Below are 24,113 nucleotides of genomic sequence, written 5' to 3' on the forward strand. Positions count from 1 at the left end.
GCGTAAGGTCTTATTAAAACAACAGTAATCCTGCCATCCAATACTCAAGATAATGAAAGAAAAGATATTAATCCATGCCGTAATCAGCTTTGTGATATTAAACATTTGGACTCTATACCTATTCTTTGACTATTACAGCGAGAAGGATGGAATAATGCATGGATTAGGGCTATTCCTGAATTTTATATATTCCGTACTATTTGGCGTTGTGCTCGGTGGAATATTGTTACTAATCAGGCTAGCATTTCACTTTCAAAAGAAAAGCAACCCTTTGCAGACTAATTTCCTTTACCTGCTTTGTGCGATGTTTAACTTCAATGTCTTTATCATCTGGCTAACGAGCATGAGTTTGCACATGATTGAAGTCGGCAGCGGAAGGTTAGAAATCTTTGCTTTTTGTTCCTTGTTATTGTCGATTATAATATTTTCAGACATCTACCTACATACCTTTCGAACTAAAAATAAGATTGTAACTAACTAACACTGCGATGTTAAAATACATACTGCTCTGGTTTCCTATGATTATAATTGCGGTTGTAAACGGCAGTGTAAGGGATTTATGGTATAAAAATTACCTAGGCGAATTGAAGGCACAACAGTTATCCACGATAGCACTTATACTATTTTTAGGAAGCTACATCAACTTTGTCATTAAAAAATACCCGCCCCAATCGGTTAGCAAATCACTGATAATTGGATTGATATGGATGCTCTTAACTTTAGCATTTGAATTCGGTTTTGGGTTATACAGGGGAAATTCATGGCCTCAGCTTTTGAAAGCATACAATATTATGACAGGTAATATTTGGATATTGATTCCTATAGGGCTTTTTCTCGCTCCTTATTTGCTATATACATTTCCAAAAAAATAGCACTTACATACCTTGTTTATTGTAAATTCCCAATCTTACTATTTACCAGTCATTTTTTCTTCGTTCAAAAAAATTAACACATATACTATGCGTGCATAATAAAATAATTGTATCTTTGAATTCTGGATCGAGTCAGTTTCGATACATTGAAGGATATGAAAGATAAAACTATAGATTATATACTTCGTGCAACCTGGCAGGCTGTGGCCAGAATGTACAATGAAGAAGCATCCAAATTTGAAGGCTCCATGGCAATAGGTTTTGCACTGCTGAGCATCGACCGTGAAGAAGGAACCCCTTCAACAGCCATAGCCATCAAAATGGGAATGGAACCTACAAGCCTTACCCGAACCCTAAAAACATTAGAGGAAAAAGGGCTCATCATCAGGAAGAAAAATCCGGATGACGGTCGCGGCGTATTGATTTACCTGACTGATTTGGGTAAACAAATGAGGGAACAATCCAAAATCACGGTTTTGAAATTCAATGAAATCGTAAAACAAAATGTTTCAGAAGAGAAATTACAGCACTTTATCGAAGTCGCTGATACTATCAACGAGTTGATTACAGAGAAGAAAATTTTTTAAACAGAAGAAAGAAGCAAGAGGCAAGAAACAAGATTTATGAAACATAATTTTAAGAATCTCAAAATATGGTCACTATCAATGGAGATAGCAGCTGAAGTTCATAAGTTAAGTTTAGAGTTTCCAAAAAATGAAGTTTATGGATTAACAAGTCAAATGAATAGAGCAGCTGTATCAATGCCTTCGAATATTGCTGAAGGATCTAATAGAAGCGACATTCATTTCAAACATTTTTTAAATATAAGCCTTGGCTCTTCTTTCGAATTGCAAACACAATTATTAATAGCAAATCAGAATAGTTATATAACCGAAGAAAGAACAACAGAAATAGAAAGCAAGATTATCGAATTCCAAAAAATGATTACTGGTTTTATCAGTAAACTGGATAGCTAGTCTTTTTTCTTGCTTCTTGCTTCTTTTCTCTTAAAAGACAAACATGAAACGAACAATAAAAAAAGTGGCTGTAGTTGGATCCGGAATCATGGGTTCAGGGATTGCGTGCCATTTTGCCAACATCGGATTGGAAGTGTTGCTTTTGGATATTATTCCAAATGAACCCAACGAAGCCGAAACCAAAAAAGGGCTGACTCTTGAAAGCAAAGCCGTTCGCAACCGAATCGTGAATGAACATTTGGCGAATGCCTTAAAATCAAACCCTTCCCCTATTTACAGTCAGAAATTTGCAAGCCGCATCACAACCGGAAACACAACGGATGATATGGCAAAAATTGGAAACTATGACTGGGTGATTGAAGTGGTAGTGGAGCGTTTGGACATCAAGAAACTGGTTTTTGAACAAATTGATAAATTCCGTAAACCTGGAACCTTGGTCACCTCTAATACCTCTGGAATTCCAATCAAGTTTATGAGCGAAGGCCGAAGTGAAGATTTCCAGAAGCATTTCTGCGGAACGCATTTCTTTAATCCTGCGCGTTATCTGAAGTTGTTCGAAATCATTCCGGGACCACAAACTTCGCATGAAGTGTTGGATTTCCTTTTTGATTATGGCTCAAGATATTTAGGCAAGACTTCGGTTATTGCCAAAGACACTCCGGCATTTATTGGAAACCGAATTGGAATCTTCGGAATCCAGAGTTTGTTTCATTTGGTAAAGGAAATGGGATTGACCATTGAAGAAGTTGATAAATTGACTGGCCCTGTCATAGGCCGGCCAAAATCGGCAACTTTCAGGACTGTTGATGTTGTTGGTTTGGATACATTGGTTCATGTGGCCAATGGTTTGTATGAGGGTGTGCCCAATGACGAAGCGCATGATTTATTCAAGTTGCCTGATTTCATCAACAAAATGATGGAAAACAAATGGCTCGGAAGCAAAACCGGGCAAGGGTTTTATAAAAAAGTCGATAAGGATATTTTGTCTTTGGATTTGGATACAATGGAATACCGTCCGGCGAAAAAGGCTTCTTTTGCAACCCTGGAACTGACAAAAACCATCGATAAACCAATTGACAGATTTAAGGTTTTAGTAAAAGGAAAAGACAAGGCCGGCGATTTTTACAGGAAGAATTTCTCTGCCATGTTTGCTTATGTTTCAAACAGGGTTCCTGAAATAACAGACGATTTCTATAAAATTGACGATGCGATGAAAGCCGGTTTTGGCTGGGAAAACGGACCGTTTGAAATCTGGGATGCCATTGGCGTTCAAAAAGGAATCGAACTTATGGAAGCTGAAGGTTTAAAACCCGCAGCCTGGGTCAACGAAATGATCGCTTCGGGCAATACGAGCTTCTATACTGTAAAAGAAGGCGCTACGTATTTCTATAATATCGCATCAAAATCACAAACCAAAGTTCCAGGGCAGGATAGTTTCATTATCCTGAACAACATCCGCGAAAGCAAAAAAGTGTGGAGCAACAGCGGTGCGGTAATACATGACCTTGGAGACGGAATCCTAAACCTGGAATTCCAAAGTAAAATGAATACGATTGGTGGCGATGTATTAGTAGGAATCAACAAAGCAATCGATTTTGCCGAAAAAGAATACAACGGCTTGGTAATCGGAAACCAGGGAGCCAATTTCTCGGTTGGTGCCAATATCGGAATGATATTCATGATGGCGGTTGAGCAGGAATACGACGAACTGAATATGGCAATCAAAATGTTCCAGGACACGATGATGCGCGTGCGTTATTCTTCCATTCCGGTTATTGTCGCTCCTCATGGAATGACGCTTGGCGGTGGTTGCGAAATGACATTACACGCAGATAAGGTTGTGGCTGCTGCCGAAAGTTATATCGGACTTGTAGAGTTTGGTGTTGGTGTAATTCCAGGCGGTGGTGGTTCTAAGGAAATGGCATTGCGTGCTTCCGATTTGTTCCGTAAAAATGATGTGGAATTAAACGTTCTTCAGGAATATTTCTTAGCTGTCGCTATGGCAAAAGTATCAACATCTGCTTATGAAGCTTTCGACACCGGAGTATTGCAAAAAGGAAAAGACATTGTTGTGGTCAACAAAGACCGCCAGATTGCTGAAGCTAAAAAACATGCCCTGCTCATGGCAGAAGCGGGTTATACACAACCTATCCGTAGGACTGATGTAAAAGTTTTGGGCAAACAGGCATTGGGAATGTTCCTAGTCGGAACCGACCAAATGGTAGCAGGAAAATACATTTCGGAACACGATCAAAAGATTGCCAACAAACTGGCATATGTAATGGCTGGTGGCGATTTATCAGAACCAACATTCGTATCAGAACAGTACTTATTGGATATCGAACGAGAAGCATTCTTATCGCTTTGCACCGAAAGAAAAACATTGGAACGCATCCAATTTATGTTAACCAAGGGGAAACCTCTTAGAAATTAATTATTATAAATTATAAATTTTGAATTTTAAATGAAAAACTAAAAATCATTTAAAATTTAGAATTCAAAATTCAAAATAGAAAATGAAAACTGCCTATATAGTTAAAGCTTATCGCACTGCGGTAGGAAAAGCCCCTAAAGGAGTGTTTAGATTTAAGCGTCCCGACGAATTGGCTGCAGAAACCATACAGTTTATGATGAATGAACTGCCGGATTTCGACAAAACAAGAATCGACGACGTTATGGTCGGAAACGCCATGCCCGAAGCCGAACAAGGATTAAACGTGGCACGTTTGATTTCGTTAATGGGATTAAAAGTAACCGATGTTCCGGGTGTAACAGTCAACAGGTATTGTGCTTCCGGCTTGGAAACCATTGCAATGGCAACTTCCAAAATACAAAGCGGAATGGCGGATTGCATCATTGCTGGTGGTGCGGAAAGCATGAGCTTTATTCCGATGGGCGGTTACAAACCTACTCCGGATTATGCTGTTGCAGCAGAAGGCCACGAAGATTACTACTGGGGAATGGGATTGACAGCCGAAGCGGTTGCCAAACAATTCAATGTTTCGCGTGAAGACCAAGACGAGTTTGCCTTGAACTCGCATTTAAAAGCCATCAAGGCACAAGCAGAAGGTAAGTTTGACAAACAGATTGTTCCGATTACGATTGAACAAACTTTCATTAATGAAAACGGAAAGAAAGAAACCAAATCATATACAGTTACCAAAGATGAAGGCCCAAGAGCTGACACGAATATTGGAGCCTTGAATAAACTAAGGCCGGTTTTCGCCGCTGATGGAAGTGTTACCGCAGGTAACGCTTCGCAAATGAGTGACGGAGCAGCCTTCGTTCTAATCATGAGCGAAGAAATGGTAAAGGAACTAAACCTCACTCCTATCGCCCGAATGGTTAGTTATGCCGCTGCAGGTGTTGAACCAAGGATTATGGGGATTGGCCCTGTAAAAGCCATTCCGAAAGCTTTGGCTCAGGCAGGTTTAAAACTAAACGACATCAACTTAATCGAATTAAACGAAGCTTTTGCTTCCCAGGCTTTAGCCGTAACACGCGAATTAGGTATCAATCCCGATATCGTGAATGTAAACGGTGGAGCCATTGCACTTGGCCATCCGTTAGGCTGCACCGGAGCAAAATTATCCGTTCAGTTATTTGACGAAATGAAACGACGTGGTGACAAATACGGAATCGTATCGATGTGTGTCGGAACCGGCCAAGGCGCGGCTGGTGTTTATGAGTTGTTATAAACCAAACAGAAATAAGATGAGGAAAACCATTATTATAACAGCAGTTCTTTTGTATTCTTTGACCGGAAAAGCACAGGAATCATCCGCAAAGCTAAAAGTGCATGCTGCCAATATGGGGCTTGGAAGTTTTCACCTTGAGAAAGATGTTAATGGACATGATGGCGTCTGCTTTGTTGCGGATCTTACCCTTTCTTTAAACAAGAACTTGATTTCCGCATCTTATTTAGGAGGCACTTCGATTAAAATACTGGATGGACCAAATTACAATTTTGAGGAGTTTAGCTTATTGTACGGAAGAGAATGGAAGGCACTCAATTGGCTGCGTTTTGAGGGATTTGCAGGTTTAGGTCAGTTTAAACAAAGTAGTAAAGATTCTAATATTGGTGAGGATAGTACAGTTTCATTTCCGTTAAGGATTAACACTAAATTTTATTTTACCAAGAAATTTGGAATGGGATTTAACACTAACTACAGTATCAATTCAATCAATAATAATTTTTCAAACAATATAATCTTTCATTTGAGATTCAATTAAAAATTTAAAATATAAAGAAATGAGCGATATCACTCGTGGAGGACAATTCCTCGTAAAAGAAACAAAATGTGAAGACATCTTCACTCCCGAAGACTTTTCGGAAGAGCAAATCATGATGCGCGATTCTGTAAAGGAATTTGTCGATAAGGAGATTTGGCCCAACAAAGATCGTTTTGAGGCTAAGGATTATGCCTTCACCGAAGAATGCATGAAGAAAGCCGGTGAAATGGGATTCCTGAGCGTTGCCGTTCCTGAAGCTTATGGCGGAATGGGAATGGGATTCGTGGATACCTGTCTGGTTTGCGATTATATTTCGGGAGCAACGGGTTCATTTTCTACCGCTTTTGGTGCTCATACCGGAATTGGAACCATGCCAATTACCCTTTACGGTACCGAGGAACAAAAACAAAAATATGTTCCTAAACTGGCTTCAGGCGAATGGTTTGGAGCATATTGTTTAACAGAACCCGGAGCTGGATCTGATGCCAATTCGGGAAAAACCAAAGCGGTACTTTCCGCTGACGGGAAATCCTATAGTATTACAGGAGGGAAAATGTGGATTTCCAACGCAGGATTCTGTTCCTTATTTATCGTGTTTGCCCGAATCGAAGACGACAAAAACATTACCGGCTTCATTATTGAAAACGATCCGTCAAACGGAATTACCATGAACGAAGAAGAACATAAATTGGGAATCCGTGCTTCTTCAACACGCCAGGTATTTTTTAACGAGACAAAAGTTCCCGTGGAAAATATGTTGGCTGGCCGCGGTGAAGGATTCAAGATAGCGATGAACGCATTGAATGTGGGTCGTATCAAATTGGCTGCAGCCTGTTTGGATGCGCAACGTCGTGTAACATCGAATGCGGTGCATTATGCCAATGACCGAATCCAGTTCAATGTACCGATTTCAAGTTTTGGTGCAATTCGTTACAAATTGGCTGAAATGGCAACTTCGGCTTATGCCGGAGAAAGTGCCACGTATCGTGCTGCAAAAGACATTGAAACCCGAATCAAACTGCGTGAAACTGAAGGTGCTTCACATCAGGAAGCCGAATTGAAAGGTGTTGAGGAATTTGCCATCGAATGCTCTATTTTAAAGGTTGCGGTTTCTGAAGATGTTCAGAATTGTGCCGATGAAGGAATCCAGATTTATGGCGGAATGGGATTTTCAGAAGATACTCCAATGGAAAGTGCCTGGCGTGATGCCCGTATTGCCCGAATCTATGAAGGCACCAACGAAATCAACCGAATGCTTTCTGTGGGAATGCTGATCAAAAAAGCCTTTAAAGGCCATGTCGATTTATTGGGTCCGGCTCAAAAAGTGCAGGAAGAACTTATGGGGATTCCTTCATTCGATACTCCGGATTACTCCGAATTATTCTCGGAAGAAAAGGAATTGATTGGCAAACTGAAAAAAGCATTCCTGATGGTTGCCGGTGGCGCTGTGCAGAAATATGGTCCTGATTTGGAAGGACACCAACAGTTATTAACTGCTGCTGCTGATATTTTAATCGAAATCTATATGGCTGAAAGTACCTTACTGCGTACCGAAAAATTGGCCAAAAAGCAAGGTGAAGCCAATGTAAAAGAACAAATCGCAATGGCAAAACTATACCTATACAAAGCAGTTGATGTTGTTACGTTGAAAGGAAAAGAAAGCATCATTTCTTTTGCCGAAGGTGACGAACAACGCATGATGCTTATGGGATTACGCCGTTTTACAAAATACACCAACATGCCAAACATTGTTGGTTTAAGGGAAACTATTACCACCAAGTTAGTGGCGGAAAATAGTTATTGTTTTTAGTTAAGTTAATTGTTAGTTTGTAAAAAGGCGCTCTTTCCAGAGCGCCTTTTTTAATTTATTATTATTAAGTTTGTGTAAATCTGATGCAGCATGTTTGACCTGATACTTAAAAATATTGCCAAACACATTCAGCTTGATAAGGCTGAAGAAGACTTCTTCATATCAGTATTACAGCACAAGATTATTGAGCGCAAAGCCTACCTTCTTAAAGAAGGCGATATCTGCAATACTGAAAATTTCATTATAAAAGGCTGCCTGAGAACTTACACCATTGATGAAAATGGTGTTGAACATATTGTGATGTTTGGCATTGAAGATTGGTGGGTTGGCGATTTGTATAGTTTTTTATCACGGATGCCAACAGCATATTACATTGATGCCCTTGAGGACACCGAAGTTCTTCAAATCACCAAAAAAAATCTCGACATCTTATATGAAAGGGTACCCAAATTTGAACGTTTCTTTCGTTTGATTTTACAAAATGCGTTTATTGCCCAGCAAAACCGGATTAATCAGAATCTGGCTTTTACCGCAGAGCAGCGTTATGTGAATTTCATCCAAAACTATCCTCAATTGGAACAGCGCATTTCGCAAAAGCAGCTTTCCGCCTATTTAGGCATTACCCCTGTTTTTTTGAGTATGCTCCGTAAAAAACTGGTACACAGGTAATTTATTAAACTACTTTAATTTTTTTCATTTTTTCCCACCCTTACTTTGTCCCATCATTTTAAAACAAAAAATCATGGAACAAATTAAACAACACTTAGAAGAACTTAACACTATGGTACTTCAGGGTAATGCTTTGGATGCATTCAAAAAATTTTATCACGAAAATGTCGTGATGCAGGAAAATCAAAATGAGCCTACGGTTGGCAAATCTCAAAACTGGGAAAGGGAATTGGAATTCTTTTCAAACGTTACCGAATTCAGAGACGCTGCCTTATTGGAGATGGCAGTAAACGGAAACGTAAGCTTCACTATCTGGCACTACGACTACACTCACAAAGACTGGGGCGTGCGTAACTATCAGCAAGTGGCTGTACAGCATTGGGAAAATGGGTTAATCGTTAAGGAACAATTTTTCTACGGCTCGTAACTTTTAAACAAGACAAACCTAAAATATCACAAAATGAAAAATAAAATATTCAATACAAACAACGACTTCACAGGATTAATCATCCGATTAACACTTGGTTTAATCCTTTTTCCGCACGGTGCACAAAAAATGCTAGGCCTTTTTGGTGGCTTTGGTTTTAGCGGAACGATGAAATTCTTTACCGAAACGATGAACTTACCCTGGCTTGTTGCTTTTATGGTTATCGTCATAGAATTTATCGGTTCCTTATCGTTACTATTTGGTTTTGCAAGCCGCATATGGAGTGCCTTAATTATTGCCTTAATGCTGGGCATCATCTTTACATCACATATAGATAATGGCTTCTTTATGAATTGGTTTGGAAATCAAAAAGGCGAGGGTTATGAATATCATTTACTAATGATTGGATTGGCACTTGGAATAATAAGTAATGGAAGCGGAAAATATTCAATCGATCAGACAATAACAGTTTAATCAAACTTAGGGTCAGGGAAATCAAAATTCTCTGACCCTTTTTTTATCACTTTGTAAGAGACCTATCATCCTCTACTTACATTTCAATAAAAAATGAAAAAATTTTTATTATCAAAAACTGACACGAGTGTCAGTAAATATTGGCTTCGGAATCAAATCGTTAAAAAGAGCCAATAAAAAAATTTGAAAAAAAATTTGGTAGTTTAAAAATATGTCTGACATTTGCGTCAAACTTTTAAGTCAAACAATAAGGTTGAACACCAAAGTCAAACGAAATCATGTTACCGAAAGCCAACACAACAGAAGAACAAATAATGGATGCTGCTTATTCCGTTTTCATTGAAAAGGGATATGACAATGCTAAAATGCAGCACATTGCAGACAAAGCCGGTATCAAGCGTACTGCGCTTAACTACTATTTCAGGTCAAAAGATTCTTTGTACAGACAGACTTCAAAAAGAATCATCCATCAGGCATTACCAAATCTTTTAAAGATATTAAACAGCGAATTGCCTTTTGAAAAAAAGGTTAGCGATTTTGTAGAAAGCTACATAACCTTAGCGATGAAAAATCCGTTTCTGCAATTGTTTATCATCAACGAAATCTACAAAGTTGAAATGACCATTGACAGAATGGTTGAAGAATTCAAACCAGAAATACACAACTTCCTGAAACAGATAGAACAGGAAATCGCCAAAGGAAAAATCCTTAACATCAACCCAATCCAAATCCACCTACACCTCATCTCATTGTGCATTTTCCCAATAGTGGCTAAACCAATGATGATGTTTATAACTAACATGAATGAAAACCAATATAAATCAATTATCGAAGAACGAAAAAATGAAATTACAAGACTATTCCTTAAAGGCATAAAGCCATAGCTATTTTTTTGGCTCATTACTGACAAGAATGTCAAACACAACTGTTAGTAAAAATAGGCAATCCAAATAAACCATCGGTTAGAACATACCTGTAAACACGGGCAGGATAGCTTTTGCCAAAACTGAATCATTTGAACAACTTTAAAATAACAATAACTAAATTAATTAACAATGAAAAGAAAGACAACGAAACTAAATGTACTACTGTGGCTGGCCTTACTAGGCTTGGCACAAACGCCACTCATGGCGCAAACCATGTCACTGCAGCAATGCCTGGACAAAGCATTAAATCAGAATCTGCAACTTAAGGCAAACGGTTATGATTTAGAAAAAAGCAAGGCCGGTGTTAAGGAAGCTTATGGAGCTTTTTTACCAACAGTTACAGCAACAACTAACTATGAATATCAATTTGATATGACTACAACGGCTCTTCCTGCAGAAGTTTTTGGAGGAACGCCGGGAACTTACAACGTGGTGGAATTGGGTGTACCTCAAAGCAAATCAACCATTACCCAATTGGAGCAAAAAATCATCAGCCCAGCCTCTGTTTTGGCAATTAAGGCCAGCAAAGCTAAAGTCAAATTGGACATGCTTGAAATCAGAAGCAGCAAAGAGGAACTGGTTTACAATGTATCGGTAACCTATTACAACATCCAGTCGCTACAAAAACAGATTCAGTTAAACACTGAAACCCTAAAAAGCACTGAAACACTTTTAGCAATCAGCGAGTCGCAATTGAAATCGGGCTTGGTAACACAAACCGATGTGGACCGATTAACCGTTTCACGCGATAACAGCAAAGCAGGAATTGATAGTTTGAAAAACAGCCTTGAGAAATATTATAATCTGTTGAAAACCTTTATGTACATGCCATTAACGGATGTAGTAGAAGTGTTTCCATTCGATGCCGAACTTATTGATGCCGCTTCTTTGGTTGAACCAACGGTTGACCCAAAAAACAGGACCGACTTCATGCAGATCCAGGAAAGCATTACCATCGCAAACCTTCAGCGCAAGTCGATAAAATCAATCAACTACCCTACTCTTTCGTTTACCGCCAAACAAGGTTACACCGGAAGTTATACGAACGCCGATCCTTTCAAGAACATCAATGACAAGTTTTATCCGGTTAGCTCAATCGGTTTCAAGTTAAAAGTAACCGTATTTGACGGAGTGACAAGAAACCAGGTTAGACAGAAAGAATTTGAAATCAAGAAATACCAGGTTCAGGGTGAACAGGTTGTACAACAAATCAACCGTGAAGTAGCAGATGCCTTTGCTGATTTGAAAAGCAATTACATCACGTATCAAAATCAAACCAGAAACCTAACGTTGGCACAAAAAGTAATGAACGACGTTGACAAACAATACAAAAACGGAATCTCAAAATTAAGCGACGTACTCAACTCAAGAACAGAATTACTAACAGCACAAAATGCCTATACAGTTTCAATCATCAACATCAAACAAGCAGAATTAAACTTAAGAAAAGCACAAGGAAAACTAATCCTTTAAATCAACTCAATCACAATCACAATCACAATCATAAATCATAATTAAAAAACAATCTCATGAAAACAATTAACAAAAAATCAATCATCATCCTTATCAGTTCAGCCCTTATCTTATTGGTAATCGTTAAACTTTATTCTAACAAAAAAGAGGTTTCGGAAAAAGTATATACCCGAAACGTAAATTTAAAAACAGTCATCAAGGCAGAAACCGTAAAAGAATCTGACTTCAATCAATCAACGCCATTTTTAGGCGAATTTGCTCCAAACCGCGAAGTAGCCATAGCTTCAGAAACTGCCGGAAAAGTAATCCGTTCCGCAATCGAAGAAGGAAGCAATGTAAGCACCGGAACCTTAATCGCAAGATTGGACGACGGAATCCTACAGGCTCAATACGCTTCTGCCAGAGCTAACTTCAGCAACGCTTCGAACAAATTAAAAAGATACCAACAGGTACCGGAAGGCGTAACGCAATTGGAAATGGATAACGCCAAAAATCAAATGTTGACAAGCCAGGCAGAAATCCAAAGACTGCAAAGACAAATCAGCCAGTTCACAATCAAAGCCCCTTTCAGCGGAATTGTATCGATGAAGAAATTTGAATTGGGCGCAGTGGTTTCTCCAGGAAGCCCATTGGCAACGATTACTGATATCAGTGTATTGAAATTGGAAATCAGTGTTCCTGAAAAACAAATATCAAACTTCAGAAAAGGAATGAACCTTAACGTTACTACCGAAGTTTACCCTAATATGACCTTCCACGGAAAAGTAGATATGGTGGCCAGTGTTACCGATGCTTCCCATAATTATACTGTGAAGATTTTGGTTCCAAACAACAGCAAAACTCCATTAAAATCAGGCATGTACGGAAACGTTACTTTGGAAAATAATGTTGCACAGAAAACCATTACCATTCCTCGTTCGGCACTTATCGGAACGGCACTTAAACCTCAGGTATATGTTGTAAAAAGCGGTATTGCCAAATTAAGAGCTATCGAAATCGGACAAAGCAATGCCAACAACATCCAGGTTCTTTCAGGCCTTAACGAAGGCGAAGTTGTGGCAACTGCTGGATTGGTAAACTTAAATGATGGTACTGAAGTAACCATAAAAAACAACTAAACAACAACGTATAACTATAAAAGACAACTAACATGAGCTTAACAGAAATAGCAATCAAAAGACCCTCATTAATCATCGTAATCTTTACGATACTTATCGGAGGAGGTATATTTAGTTACAAACAACTGAGTTACGAATTGTTGCCGGATATGGCACAGCCAACCCTAATGGTAATGACACCTTATCCCGGTGCAGCTCCATCAAACGTAGAGCAATCGGTAACCAAAAAAATAGAAGATGTTTTAAGTGGTGTAGACGGATTGAAAAGTATCACGTCACAATCATTGGAAAGCAACTCGATCATCACTGCCGAATTCACCATGGATACGGATATTGACGACAAGCAACAGGAAGTACAGCGTAAAATCAATAACATTATGGGGGATTTACCCGATGATGTTGAAGCGCCAAGCATCAGCCAGTTGTCACCTAGTGATCAGCCAATCATGCAGCTGATGGCAACTTCCTCTTTGGACAATGCCTCTTTTTATGATGTAATGAAAAACGAAATCAAGCCACAGTTACAACAGATTTCCGGTGTTGGTGAGATAACGCTTATTGGTGGACAGGAACGTGAAATCCAGGTAAACATCAATAAGGACAAATTGGATTATTATGGTTTGTCGATCCTGAATGTTTCCCAGGCAATCAACAATGCTAACATTGAATTTCCGGCAGGAAAAATAAAATCAGACAACAGTGGGCAGATGACCGTTAGGATTTCAGGGAAATTCACTTCATTAGACCAATTGAATGACCTGGTAATTGCGCAGCCTAAAACCGGAAGCCCAATTAAATTATTGGACGTGGCCAGTGTTGGCGACGTGACAAAAGACTACTCTTCCATCTTTAGATATAACGGACAAAACGGAATTGGTTTATTGATTAAAAAACAAGGTGATGCCAATGCGGTTGCCATTAGTGGTCAGGCCAAAATGAAAATCGGTGCTATCGAGCAGCGTTTTGCCAAAGACGACGTAAAATTTTCCATCGTAGACGATACAGCCGATTATACACTGGAAGCTGCGGACGGAGTTATCCACGATTTATGGATTGCAGTATTATTGGTTGCGGCAATTATGCTGTTGTTCTTACACAGTTTCAGGGATTCGCTTATCGTATTGGTTGCCATTCCGGCTTCATTGATTTCAACTTTTATCGCAATGTACCTTTTGGGATATTCATTAAACCTGATGACTTTATTGGCTTTATCATTGGTAATCGGAATCCTTGTAGACGATAGTATTGTGGTCTTGGAGAACATCCACCGTCACCTGCATATGGGCAAGGAAAAGCGCCAGGCTGCATTGGACGGACGTAACGAAATTGGATTCTCAGCTTTGGCAATTACCATGGTAGACGTTGTGGTATTTGGTCCATTAGCTTTGGTAAACACTTCCATTTCATCAATCTTACGTCAGTACTCGTTAACAATTGTGGTGGCAACCTTAATGAGTTTATTCGTTTGTTATACGCTTACACCTTGGTTGGCTTCCCGTTTCGGAAAAGTTACCCATTTGAATAAAAGCAAAATGTTTGACCGTTTCCTTCTTGGCTTCGAAAGTCAAATTGATGGTTTGACCAATTGGTATACCAAAGCTTTGAAATGGGCATTAAGACATAAATTGACCATGTTGGGAATCGTAATCGGGCTTTTCGTAGCAACCGGAGTAATCCTAAAAGCGGGTATCATTGGTAACGAAATGGTAGCACAAACCGATAAAGGCCAGTTCCGATTGGCTTTGGAATACGACAAAGATCTGACCGTTAAACAAAACAATATGAAAACCAACGAAATCGAAAACTTCCTTCGCAAACAGCCCGATGTAATTGATGTATTCAGTAACGTTGCCGGCTCAAGTACTTCCTCAATTGTGGCCGGAGTTGGTTCCGATTACAAATCGGAGTTGACCGTAACCCTTGTGAATAAAGAGCACAGAACTGAAAACACCGAAAAAATCATGCTTAAAAAATCGGAAGCGATTGCCCAGCATTTTGGTGGTGTAAAAGTTAAACCAACTTTAGTAAGCATGGTAAACTCTGGTGAGCCAATCCAATTGGTATTGAATAGTGAAGACCAGGAATTGTTGATGAAATCTGCAAACGAATTAAAGGAAAGGATTTCAAATATTCCAGGTGCTATCAATGTAAGCATGAGTGTTGAGGAAGGAAACCCTGAAGTTGAAGTAAACATCGACCGTGAAAAAATGAGCCAGTTGGGATTGACCATCAATACCGTTGGTGCAACGCTTAAGAATGCTTATTCAGGAAACGACGATTCAAAATACCGTGTTGGTACCAACGAATATGATATCAATGTCCGTTTTGATGCCTTCAATAAGAAAAGTGTAGACGATGTGAAAAACATCACCTTTACCAACAATGAGGGAGAAGTAATCAAGCTTTCCCAATTTGCAGCTGTAGCGCAAGGAAGTGGCCCAAGTGTATTGGAACGTAAAGACCGTAGGACTTCGGTAACGATAAAAAGCAACATCCTGGGCATTACTGCCGGTGTAGTTGCTGACAGGATCAATACATCGCTTGCAGAAAAACCAATGCCTGAAGGTGTTGATGTAAAATGGAGCGGAGATATCGAGCGTCAGAAAGATTCATTCTCTGCTTTGGGTTACGCTATGTTGGCTGCACTTGTGTTAATGTATTTGGTAATGGTTGGTTTGTATAACAACTTTATCTATCCTTTTGTGGTATTGTTCTCTATTCCGGTAGCGTTCATTGGAGCCTTCCTTGCATTGGCATTGGCAAAATCATCAATGAGTATCTTTACCATTTTGGGAATGATTATGTTATTAGGGCTTGTTGCCAAAAACGCGATTTTAATTGTCGATTTTGCCAACCACAGGAAAGAAGAAGGTGTTTCAACCTGGAACGCATTGATCGAAGCAGGAAGCACACGTCTTCGTCCAATCCTGATGACGACTATGGCAATGGTTATCGGAATGCTTCCAATTGCAATGTCTACTTCAGCAGGTTCTGAATGGAAAAACGGATTGGCGTGGGTATTGGTTGGAGGATTGTTCTCAAGTTTGTGCCTTACCGTTTTCGTGGTTCCAATTGCATATTACTCAGTAGATAGAATCAAAGATAAATTACAAAGAAGATTTAGCAGCAAAACCAGTCTTGTTGAGGTTGCAGGTTAGTTAGTGGTTATGAATTGGAAGAGGCGGTGTAACGACTGGTAAATGCCCGCTTCTTCCTTTTTCTTGTTAAAAAAGTACTTAAAAATTTGGTCATGCCAAAAATAAAACTGACATTTGTGTCAAACTCACATGTCACACCCCAAATTATGTCAAAAGTAGAAGAATCAATAGAAGAACAAATCTTAGTAGCAGCCTTTAATGTTTTCGTAGAAAAAGGATTTGATAATGCCAAAATGCAGGATATTGCAGATCGCGCCGGTATCAAACGAACCGTACTGAACTATTATTTCAGGTCAAAGGATTTATTATATCAGAATATTGCCAAAACCATCATGCGCCAGGCTTTGCCTCAGATGCTTCGGATTTTGAACAGTGATCTGCCTTTTGAGCAGAAAGTAGCCGACTTTGCAAGCGAGTACATCACCGTTGCACTTAAGAATCCGTTCCTTCCTTTATTCATCATTAATGAATTGAACTCGATAGGCCCAGCCTTTATTGATAAAATGCTTGATGGCAAACGTCCGGACATTGATAATTTCCTAAAACATGTCAATGAAGAAATGGACAAGGGGAATATTATCAGGATGAATCCGCTTCATGTACCGATACACATTATTTCAATGTGTGGTTTCCCAATAATATCAAAACCGATGTTAATGCTGGTTACCGGCATTTCTGAAAAGGAATACAAAGCCTTAATGGAAGACCGTAAAAAAGAAGTCGTTCGTATGGTGATGAAAGGTTTAAAGCCGTAATAAAAAAACAAACAACTATATTCGAAAAAGCATCCTGAAAAGGGTGCTTTTTTATGTTGGTTTTGTTCGGGTTTTGTTCAGGTTTTGTTCGGGATTGTAGTACTATAGCAGGTACTTTTTGTGAACCAGGCTTGAACAAGATTAATCGTATGGATTTTAATCGGTGTAATACTGATTCCATCATTTTCATTAACTTCGTTTTCATTAAATCTGTAATAACACAAACAAATGCCATCATGAAAAAAACTGCATCAATTTGTCTTTTCATTTTTCTATTCAGTTTGGTTGTTGGTTCCTGCGACAGGCCTAACTGCACCAATACCAATCCGGTTTTTGACAAGTTTACTCCTGATTCCAAAGAATATAAAGAGGAATTGGCCAGGCAGTTAAAAAGCGTTGATCCCTCGGAATTAACCTATTGGATGAAAGATTATACAGAGCAAAACGATAAAAAATACCTCTATGTAAATGTACAGGGCGATGGACTTTGTGCTGTACTTTTTTTAAACATTCGGGATTCTGAAAAAGGAATCAGCAAACTTATCAGTAAAAAAGGGGTTTCTTATCACGGTGCAGAATTTAAGGATTTGAAGTTTGATGCCGTTAAGGAAAATGGTGAAACCCAATTCATTTTCAAAAGCATCAGCTGGATTGTAGATTAGAAATATTTGAGATTAAGAGGAGGAAGCCCAGTGGGCTTCAGGTATATGAACTTTAGTTCATTTTCAAAAGCATCAGTTCGATTGTCTATTAAATAACAATTTAATAACAAGCTAAAAAGCTCTGTAAAAGACGTTTAAAGTACTTTTACTAAAACCTCAATTCTATATTCTATGCACGCAGATTGGATTATCGTTGGAATCGTAATCGTTTTTGGCATTCTGCTCCTCATCTTTTTAATCCGCCGCAATCTTAAGGACGAAAAGGATGTTGTCGAACATTTTAATAGAAAATCATCCACATTTTCTGAAGATGATGAATCGGAAACAAACGACCATTAAAGTAATTTGTTAAAAGTTAAATAATTTGCTTACATTTAGTTCATAATCAAAGCCATGACTATGAATAAACTCTACATTTCCCTATTGCTTTTAATTTCGTATTGCTCATTCGCACAAGACTCACGAATATTTGGACAGGATTGGTACCTGACCGACCTTAATTATGACGGTACGCATTATCCTCCGCCAAGAGGGAATTTAGGAGTGAGATTTGAGTCGGGAACACAGGAAATGACCGCGTGGGCCTGCTACAGCATGTATGGTCAAATTACTTTTGCCAACAACGAAACAGAATTTTCCGGAACCAATTTTTCGCCCTGCCTGTGCTGGTGCACTGATTCTGTACTGCAAGCGTATGAGGACATTTATTTTTATCTTTTCATGGAAGGCGATGGCACAAATGACTTTACTTATGTAATTACGGAACTTGGTGATAATCAAAAATCATTAGTGATTAATTCAGCGTACAACAAACAGGCAATTTATTCTACCGTACACATGGCTACAGCTGATTTCAACAAGCCTGACTTCAGCATTGCTCCAAATCCCGCTGCGGATTGGATAGAAATTACATTGGAAAATCAAACTGAAGGAACCTCACGTATCGAATTTTATGATAGCCTTGGAAAAATCTGCAAAGCGGAACAATCCAATTCATTCCAGTTTAAAATGGATACCAGGGATTTGTCACAGGGACTTTATTTTGTAAAAATCAATAACGGGAATTCAACGGTTACCAAAAAATTCGTCAAGCTTTAAACCCTGTTTCCCAATTCGATGATTTCGAGGTTTTGGATTTTATCCCCGTCAATTTCAAAACGCAGCATGGTACGCACCTGATGAAAACCATGCGTTCCACAGGCACCGGGATTCATGTGGAGCAAACCCAGCTTTTTGTCAAACTGCACTTTGAGTATGTGTGAATGCCCACAGATAAAAATCTTTGGTGGATTACTTTCGATTTCTTCCCTGATATTTTGATTGTATTTTCCGGGATAACCGCCAATATGCGTAATCCATACATCAACATCTTCACATAAAAACCTGTTGTGCAGCGGGAATTCCATTCGGGCTTTGTCATCGTCAATATTGCCATAAACACCACGCAAAGGTTTTAGTGATTTTAAAGTATCCGTTACGGCCAAATCGCCAATATCACCCGCATGCCAAACTTCATCTGCCAGACGGACATATTTCAATATTTTTTCGTCAAGATAACTATGGGTATCTGAAAGTAGGAGTATTTTTTTCATGCACAGCAAAGTTACAAAGAATCAAACTTTTTTTATAGCTTTGAAAAACTGCTTAAAACTAACTAAATGAAACAAAACGATAACGAAGAAATCACTCGTGACGAAATCAAGAAGGAATTCCAACTTGAACGCATGATATTATTCAGCGATGCTGTTTTTGCCATCGTCATTACCTTAATGGCAATTGAAATCAAAATCCCGGAAAACATTGAACTGACTTCAGAAAATATGAGTCATGAAATTAAGCATTTACTGCCAACCTTACTTGCCTATATGGTGAGTTTCATTTTTATCGGCTCGATTTGGTATCAGCATTTAAAAATGTTCAGCCTGCTTAAGGATTATGACAGAGGCTTAGTAATCCGCAACATGCTGCTGTTATTTTTTATTGGATTATTTCCTTTTAGCGCGACCTTGATTACAAGGGCTAAAGGACAGATGCTTCCCTTTTTCATGTATCTTTTTATGATTCTTTTTTGTGTAATTGCGCAATATATTTTATACCATTATATCGTGATTGGACGGCCTTCCATACGTTTGAATACCGACCTTAGCGAGCATACGGAAGAACTTCACAAAAGGAAAATAGCAGTCATAGGGTTTTCAACTGCAGCGGTTTTGATTATGATTACTTATCAGATAATTCCGCAACCCGAATTAAAAAGCATGTCAATGCTTTGGATGTGTATCTTTCCAATAGTTTTTAAAATATACTCAAGGAAAAAGAAACCAAAAACGGAATAAAACTTTGTAACTTTGTGGTTTAAAATTTGGCACAAAGACGTCTTGAGATATTTTATCGAATTAGCATACAAAGGAACAAACTACCACGGTTGGCAATACCAGCCCGAAGCAGATTCTGTACAGGAAACTATCAATAAAGCCTTGTCAATGCTGCTAAAAACTCCCGTTGACATTGTTGGCGCAGGAAGAACCGATACCGGAGTCCATGCCAGGCAGATGTATGCCCATTTTGATTATGAGGCCGAAATTGACACGCAGCAATTGACCCACAAACTCAATTCCTTTTTACCTAAAGACATTGTGATTTTCAAAATTTTTAAAGTTGCCGATGAAGCCCATGCGCGGTTTGACGCTACCAAAAGAACTTACGAATACCATATCCATACAATGAAGGACGCTTTTGAAAATGAAGGCAGTTATCAGTTTCAGCTTCCGCTGGATGTTGACAAAATGAATCAGGCCTGCGCCATTCTTTTCAGGCATACCGATTTTGAATGTTTTTCAAAAACGAACACTGACGTCCGCACTTTCAACTGTGTGATTTTTGAAGCCAATTGGAAGAAGGACGGAACCAAAATTGTTTTCACCATTACCGCCGATCGATTCCTAAGGAATATGGTTCGCGCCATTGTGGGCACAATGATCAACATCGGAACAGGGAAAATCAGCCTTGCCGATTTTGAAAAAATAATAGAAAGCAAAAACCGGAGCGAGGCCGGATTTTCAGTTCCCGCACATGGTTTATACCTTACCAAAATCGAATACGATTTTGGTGAAATTATTTTAAATTCTAAATTTTGAATTTTAAATGAGTGCAGCAACCAAACAAGAAATAATTTAAAATTTATAATTCAACATTTAAAATAACAAACAAGTGCAGGCAAAAGCATTCGACACCAATCTGTTCAAACGTATTTTAAAATACACCAAGCCCTATAAAATGAGGTATTATGGTGTGATTTTGTTTGCATTGCTGTTGGCACTTTTCGCTTCATTGAGGCCATTCTTACTGCAGATTACCGTTGATACTTATATTAAAAACGCCAGCAAATCCGGACTCTTATTCTACGTCATCATTATGGGATGTACCTTATTGTTGGAGACTTTATCGCAATTCTATTTTGTGTATTGGGCCAACTGGCTTGGGCAGGATATCATCAAGGACATCCGTACCAAACTGTTCCGTCACATGCAGACGTTCCGAATGAAGTATTTTGACAATTCTCCGGTCGGAATGCTGGTAACACGCTCCGTTTCCGACATTGAGCAAATCGCACGCATTTTCAGCCAGGGTTTGTTCATGATTTTTAGTGACATGCTCAAAATGCTGGTCTGCCTGATTGTAATGTTTTATATGAACTGGCATTTATCAATGATTGTTGTGGTTTCAATGCCAATCCTGGTTTATGTTACCCGAATCTTTCAGCGCAAAATGCAGGTTGCCTTTGAGGAAGTACGAACGCAGGTCAACAACATGAATGTCTTCGTTCAGGAACGCGTTACCGGAATGAAAATCGTACAGCTTTTCAACCGTGAGGACATCGAATATGAAAAGTTCAAAGAAATCAACCAGAAGCATAATCAGGCCTGGATTAAAAACATCCTGTACAACTCCATCTTCTTCCCTATTGCCGATATTATTTCGTCGATAACTCTGGGAGTTGTTATTTTGTATGGTGGAATGCAGATTATCAATGGAAATCCGTTTACCACAACTGGACAAATGATTTCTTATACGATGTTCATCGGAATGTTGTTCAACCCTTTACGCCAGATTGCAGATAAATTCAATGAGATGCAGATGGGAATGATTGCGGCCAACCGTGTTTTTGATATTTTGGATACCAATGAAGATGTTCAGGACAACGGAACAAAAGAAGCCAGTCATTTCAAGGGAAATATCCGTTTTGAGAATGTGCGTTTTAGTTATATAGCCAATGAGGAAGTGCTCAAAAGCATCAACCTCAAAGTAAATGAAGGCGAAACCATTGCGATTGTTGGTGCGACTGGCGCAGGAAAATCAACGATCATCAACCTACTCAACCGTTTTTACGAAATTGATTCGGGTGCCATTTACATTGACGGCCAAAACATAAACGATTTCAAACTCGAAAGCCTGCGCAAGCAGATTGCCATTGTACTTCAGGATGTTTTCCTTTTTGCCGATACCATCCACAATAATATTACACTCAACAATCCGGAAATATCCCGTGAAGATGTAATTAATGCGGCCAAGGAAATTGGTGTTCATAAATTTATCAAAAGCCTTCCCGGAGGTTATGATTACGATGTCAAGGAACGCGGTGTGATGTTGTCTTCAGGCCAGCGCCAGTTGATTGCATTCCTTCGCGCCTATGTGAGCAATCCGAGTATTTTGATTTTGGATGAAGCGACATCTTCTATCGATACTTACAGCGAAGAACTGATTCAAAAAGCCACGATAACCATTACAAAAGGGCGTACATCGATTGTAATTGCGCATCGTTTGGCAACCATCATCAATGCCGATAAAATCATTGTGATGGACAAAGGACAGATTGTGGAAGAAGGCACACACCAGGCTTTGGTTACCAAAATGGACGGTTATTACAAAAACTTATACGATTCCCAGTTTGCTGCAGAAGTAGAATAAATAGCTGCTATTCATTCAAAAAAATTAACTTTCTCCACTGCTTTTGGTTTATAATATATATTTTTGGAGCTTACTCATTTTAAAGGCTTAGTAATAAATGAACCCAACGGAAAATGATATTTATCTGGATTTAAAAGAGGTGATTCTGGCTCATGAAAACAGGAATGCTTTTTTTATCAACGGTATTTATTACACCTATTTAGATTTTGCAAAGGCAATTTCAAATATCCGGTTCGCCCTGAAAAATAATACCGGAAAAATAATCGGAATCATTACGAATGACGATCTGGAAACTTATGCAGCGATTGTTGCCATATGGTTTGAAGGAAAAGCGTATGTGCCCATAAATCCGGATATTCCATCAGACAGAAACCAGAATATCATTAGTGAAGCCGGAATTGAAACTATAATCGATTCATCTGAAACTGCGGTTTTTCCAAATATCAAAGCAATCCAAAGCAAAAAGATTGAACCAGTTGCCATTGATTTAGAACCTAATAAAATCCCTGAAAGTGAATTGGTTTATTTGCTGTTTACTTCGGGAACTACAGGAAAACCCAAAGGTGTGCCAATATCAAAACAAAACCTTTCAGGTTTTACCAAGGCATTTTGGGATTTAGGTTACAAAATCAACGAAGATGACCGTTTCCTTCAAATGTTTGAACTGACTTTCGATTTATCGGTAATGTCTTATCTGATACCACTTCTCAAAGGTTCATGCGTTTATTTGGTTCCAAAAGACAAGATAAAATACAGCTACATTTTTGAGTTGATGGAAGATTACGAGTTAACGGTTGCCCTCATGGTTCCGTCAATATTGCATTATTTAAGGCCTTATTTTGATGAAATCGATTTGCCAAAAATGAGGTATAGCCTATTCTGCGGTGAAGCGCTTCCGCTGGATGTTACAACCGAATGGAGCAACTGCCTTCCAAACGCACAAATCACCAACGTTTATGGTCCGACTGAAGATACCATATTCTGCACTTTTTACGATTATGTCAGAAACGGGCAAAATAAATCATATAACGGAATTCTTTCTATCGGAAAATCAATGAACTATAATTCAACCATTATCATTGATGAAGAAAATAATGTATTGGAACCTGGAAATGTCGGCCAGCTTTGTTTGGGCGGAATCCAGTTAACGCCAGGCTATTGGAAGAATCCTGAAAAGAATAAGGAAGCCTTTTTCAATATCCTTTACAATAATAAAGAAGAGCGGTTTTACAAAACCGGAGATTTATGCAAAGCCGATGAAAATGGTGATTTGTTATATATTGGCCGAATTGATTTCCAGACAAAAATCCAGGGATTCCGTGTTGAGCTTTCTGAAATTGAATTTTATGCCAAAGAATTTTTGTCTAAAATCAATGTTGTAGTTTTGACTTTGCCTGATGATGTTGGAAATACTGAAGTTGCAATGGTAATCGAAAGCAAACCCTTTGATTATAAGGATACTATTGATTACATGAAAGAGAAACTTCCTTATTATATGATTCCCAAAAAGGTTAAATTTATTGATACTTTTCCGCTAAATGTCAACGGAAAAACCGACAGGAAAAAATTAGAAATCCTTTTTATTGATTAA

24 protein-coding genes are annotated in these 24,113 nt (G+C 38.8%); 23 read left to right on the forward strand and 1 reads right to left on the reverse strand.

Going from position 1 to position 24,113, the window contains the following annotated elements; genetic code table 11:
• Window positions 1-52: 52 nt before the first annotated feature.
• The 19 genes from L1S31_RS09505 (at window position 53) to L1S31_RS09595 (ending at window position 18,652) form a co-directional block, all read left to right on the forward strand.
• Window positions 53-481 carry a hypothetical protein gene (locus L1S31_RS09505; RefSeq protein WP_236464494.1) on the forward strand — a complete coding sequence of 143 codons (429 nt, stop codon included), beginning with the start codon at window positions 53-55 and terminating at the stop codon, window positions 479-481.
• Between the two features lie 7 nt (window positions 482-488).
• The gene (locus L1S31_RS09510) at window positions 489-872 is read left to right on the forward strand and encodes a hypothetical protein (protein ID WP_236464495.1); all 384 of its coding nucleotides are present in this window, start codon (window positions 489-491) and stop codon (window positions 870-872) included.
• A gap of 155 nt (window positions 873-1,027) precedes the next feature.
• A complete protein-coding gene (locus tag L1S31_RS09515) occupies window positions 1,028-1,459 on the forward strand; it encodes a MarR family winged helix-turn-helix transcriptional regulator (protein ID WP_236464496.1) in 432 nt (143 codons plus the stop codon).
• Between the two features lie 36 nt (window positions 1,460-1,495).
• Window positions 1,496-1,849 carry a four helix bundle protein gene (locus L1S31_RS09520; protein ID WP_236464497.1) on the forward strand — a complete coding sequence of 118 codons (354 nt, stop codon included), beginning with the start codon at window positions 1,496-1,498 and terminating at the stop codon, window positions 1,847-1,849.
• 43 nt (window positions 1,850-1,892) lie between these two features.
• Window positions 1,893-4,283: a 3-hydroxyacyl-CoA dehydrogenase/enoyl-CoA hydratase family protein gene (locus L1S31_RS09525; protein WP_236464498.1), complete on the forward strand. Its 2,391-nt coding sequence runs from the start codon at window positions 1,893-1,895 to the stop codon at window positions 4,281-4,283.
• A gap of 82 nt (window positions 4,284-4,365) precedes the next feature.
• Window positions 4,366-5,547: an acetyl-CoA C-acyltransferase gene (locus L1S31_RS09530; protein ID WP_236464499.1), complete on the forward strand. Its 1,182-nt coding sequence runs from the start codon at window positions 4,366-4,368 to the stop codon at window positions 5,545-5,547.
• Window positions 5,548-5,563: 16 nt separating this feature from the next.
• Entirely contained in the window at window positions 5,564-6,082 is a 519-nt protein-coding gene (locus L1S31_RS09535; RefSeq protein ID WP_236464500.1) for a hypothetical protein, read from the forward strand.
• 19 nt (window positions 6,083-6,101) lie between these two features.
• Window positions 6,102-7,892, forward strand: coding sequence for an acyl-CoA dehydrogenase FadE (locus L1S31_RS09540; RefSeq protein WP_236464501.1), 1,791 nt, complete (start codon window positions 6,102-6,104; stop codon window positions 7,890-7,892).
• A 90-nt stretch (window positions 7,893-7,982) separates the two neighbouring features.
• On the forward strand, window positions 7,983-8,561 hold the full coding sequence (locus L1S31_RS09545; protein ID WP_236464502.1) for a Crp/Fnr family transcriptional regulator: 579 nt from the start codon (window positions 7,983-7,985) through the stop codon (window positions 8,559-8,561).
• Between the two features lie 73 nt (window positions 8,562-8,634).
• The gene (locus tag L1S31_RS09550; protein ID WP_236464503.1) at window positions 8,635-8,988 is read left to right on the forward strand and encodes a nuclear transport factor 2 family protein; all 354 of its coding nucleotides are present in this window, start codon (window positions 8,635-8,637) and stop codon (window positions 8,986-8,988) included.
• Window positions 8,989-9,021: 33 nt separating this feature from the next.
• Window positions 9,022-9,462 carry a DoxX family protein gene (locus L1S31_RS09555; RefSeq protein WP_236464504.1) on the forward strand — a complete coding sequence of 147 codons (441 nt, stop codon included), beginning with the start codon at window positions 9,022-9,024 and terminating at the stop codon, window positions 9,460-9,462.
• Between the two features lie 278 nt (window positions 9,463-9,740).
• Window positions 9,741-10,346 (forward strand): TetR/AcrR family transcriptional regulator, encoded by a 606-nt coding sequence (locus tag L1S31_RS09560; protein WP_236464505.1) that lies wholly within the window; start codon window positions 9,741-9,743, stop codon window positions 10,344-10,346.
• Between the two features lie 171 nt (window positions 10,347-10,517).
• Window positions 10,518-11,861 carry a TolC family protein gene (locus L1S31_RS09565; protein ID WP_236464506.1) on the forward strand — a complete coding sequence of 448 codons (1,344 nt, stop codon included), beginning with the start codon at window positions 10,518-10,520 and terminating at the stop codon, window positions 11,859-11,861.
• A gap of 56 nt (window positions 11,862-11,917) precedes the next feature.
• Window positions 11,918-12,979: an efflux RND transporter periplasmic adaptor subunit gene (locus tag L1S31_RS09570; protein WP_236464507.1), complete on the forward strand. Its 1,062-nt coding sequence runs from the start codon at window positions 11,918-11,920 to the stop codon at window positions 12,977-12,979.
• 32 nt (window positions 12,980-13,011) lie between these two features.
• Window positions 13,012-16,137, forward strand: a complete 3,126-nt coding sequence (locus L1S31_RS09575; protein WP_236464508.1) for an efflux RND transporter permease subunit — start codon at window positions 13,012-13,014, stop codon at window positions 16,135-16,137.
• 146 nt (window positions 16,138-16,283) lie between these two features.
• The gene (locus L1S31_RS09580) at window positions 16,284-16,892 is read left to right on the forward strand and encodes a TetR/AcrR family transcriptional regulator (RefSeq protein WP_236464509.1); all 609 of its coding nucleotides are present in this window, start codon (window positions 16,284-16,286) and stop codon (window positions 16,890-16,892) included.
• Window positions 16,893-17,128: 236 nt separating this feature from the next.
• Window positions 17,129-17,554, forward strand: coding sequence for a hypothetical protein (locus L1S31_RS09585; RefSeq protein ID WP_236464510.1), 426 nt, complete (start codon window positions 17,129-17,131; stop codon window positions 17,552-17,554).
• Window positions 17,555-17,725: 171 nt separating this feature from the next.
• Window positions 17,726-17,893, forward strand: coding sequence for a hypothetical protein (locus tag L1S31_RS09590; protein ID WP_236464511.1), 168 nt, complete (start codon window positions 17,726-17,728; stop codon window positions 17,891-17,893).
• A gap of 60 nt (window positions 17,894-17,953) precedes the next feature.
• Window positions 17,954-18,652 carry a T9SS type A sorting domain-containing protein gene (locus tag L1S31_RS09595; protein WP_236464512.1) on the forward strand — a complete coding sequence of 233 codons (699 nt, stop codon included), beginning with the start codon at window positions 17,954-17,956 and terminating at the stop codon, window positions 18,650-18,652.
• Here the strand turns inward: L1S31_RS09595 and L1S31_RS09600 are convergent.
• Window positions 18,649-19,146: a metallophosphoesterase family protein gene (locus L1S31_RS09600; protein WP_236464513.1), complete on the reverse strand. Its 498-nt coding sequence runs from the start codon at window positions 19,144-19,146 to the stop codon at window positions 18,649-18,651. The two genes, L1S31_RS09595 and L1S31_RS09600, sit on opposite strands and share 4 nt — an antisense overlap.
• 66 nt (window positions 19,147-19,212) lie before the next feature.
• Here L1S31_RS09600 and L1S31_RS09605 point away from each other — a divergent pair, with 66 nt between their 5' ends.
• The 4 genes from L1S31_RS09605 to L1S31_RS09620 all read left to right on the forward strand — a co-directional run bounded on the left by L1S31_RS09605 (window position 19,213) and on the right by L1S31_RS09620 (window position 24,113).
• Window positions 19,213-19,890 carry a TMEM175 family protein gene (locus L1S31_RS09605; RefSeq protein WP_236464514.1) on the forward strand — a complete coding sequence of 226 codons (678 nt, stop codon included), beginning with the start codon at window positions 19,213-19,215 and terminating at the stop codon, window positions 19,888-19,890.
• Between the two features lie 42 nt (window positions 19,891-19,932).
• A complete protein-coding gene (gene truA / locus L1S31_RS09610; RefSeq protein ID WP_236464836.1) occupies window positions 19,933-20,691 on the forward strand; it encodes a tRNA pseudouridine(38-40) synthase TruA in 759 nt (252 codons plus the stop codon).
• 73 nt (window positions 20,692-20,764) lie between these two features.
• Window positions 20,765-22,522, forward strand: coding sequence for an ABC transporter ATP-binding protein (locus L1S31_RS09615; protein WP_236464515.1), 1,758 nt, complete (start codon window positions 20,765-20,767; stop codon window positions 22,520-22,522).
• 97 nt (window positions 22,523-22,619) lie between these two features.
• Entirely contained in the window at window positions 22,620-24,113 is a 1,494-nt protein-coding gene (locus L1S31_RS09620) for an AMP-binding protein (protein ID WP_236464516.1), read from the forward strand.

Source organism: Flavobacterium wongokense, from assembly GCF_021608265.1.
Classification (GTDB): domain Bacteria; phylum Bacteroidota; class Bacteroidia; order Flavobacteriales; family Flavobacteriaceae; genus Flavobacterium; species Flavobacterium wongokense.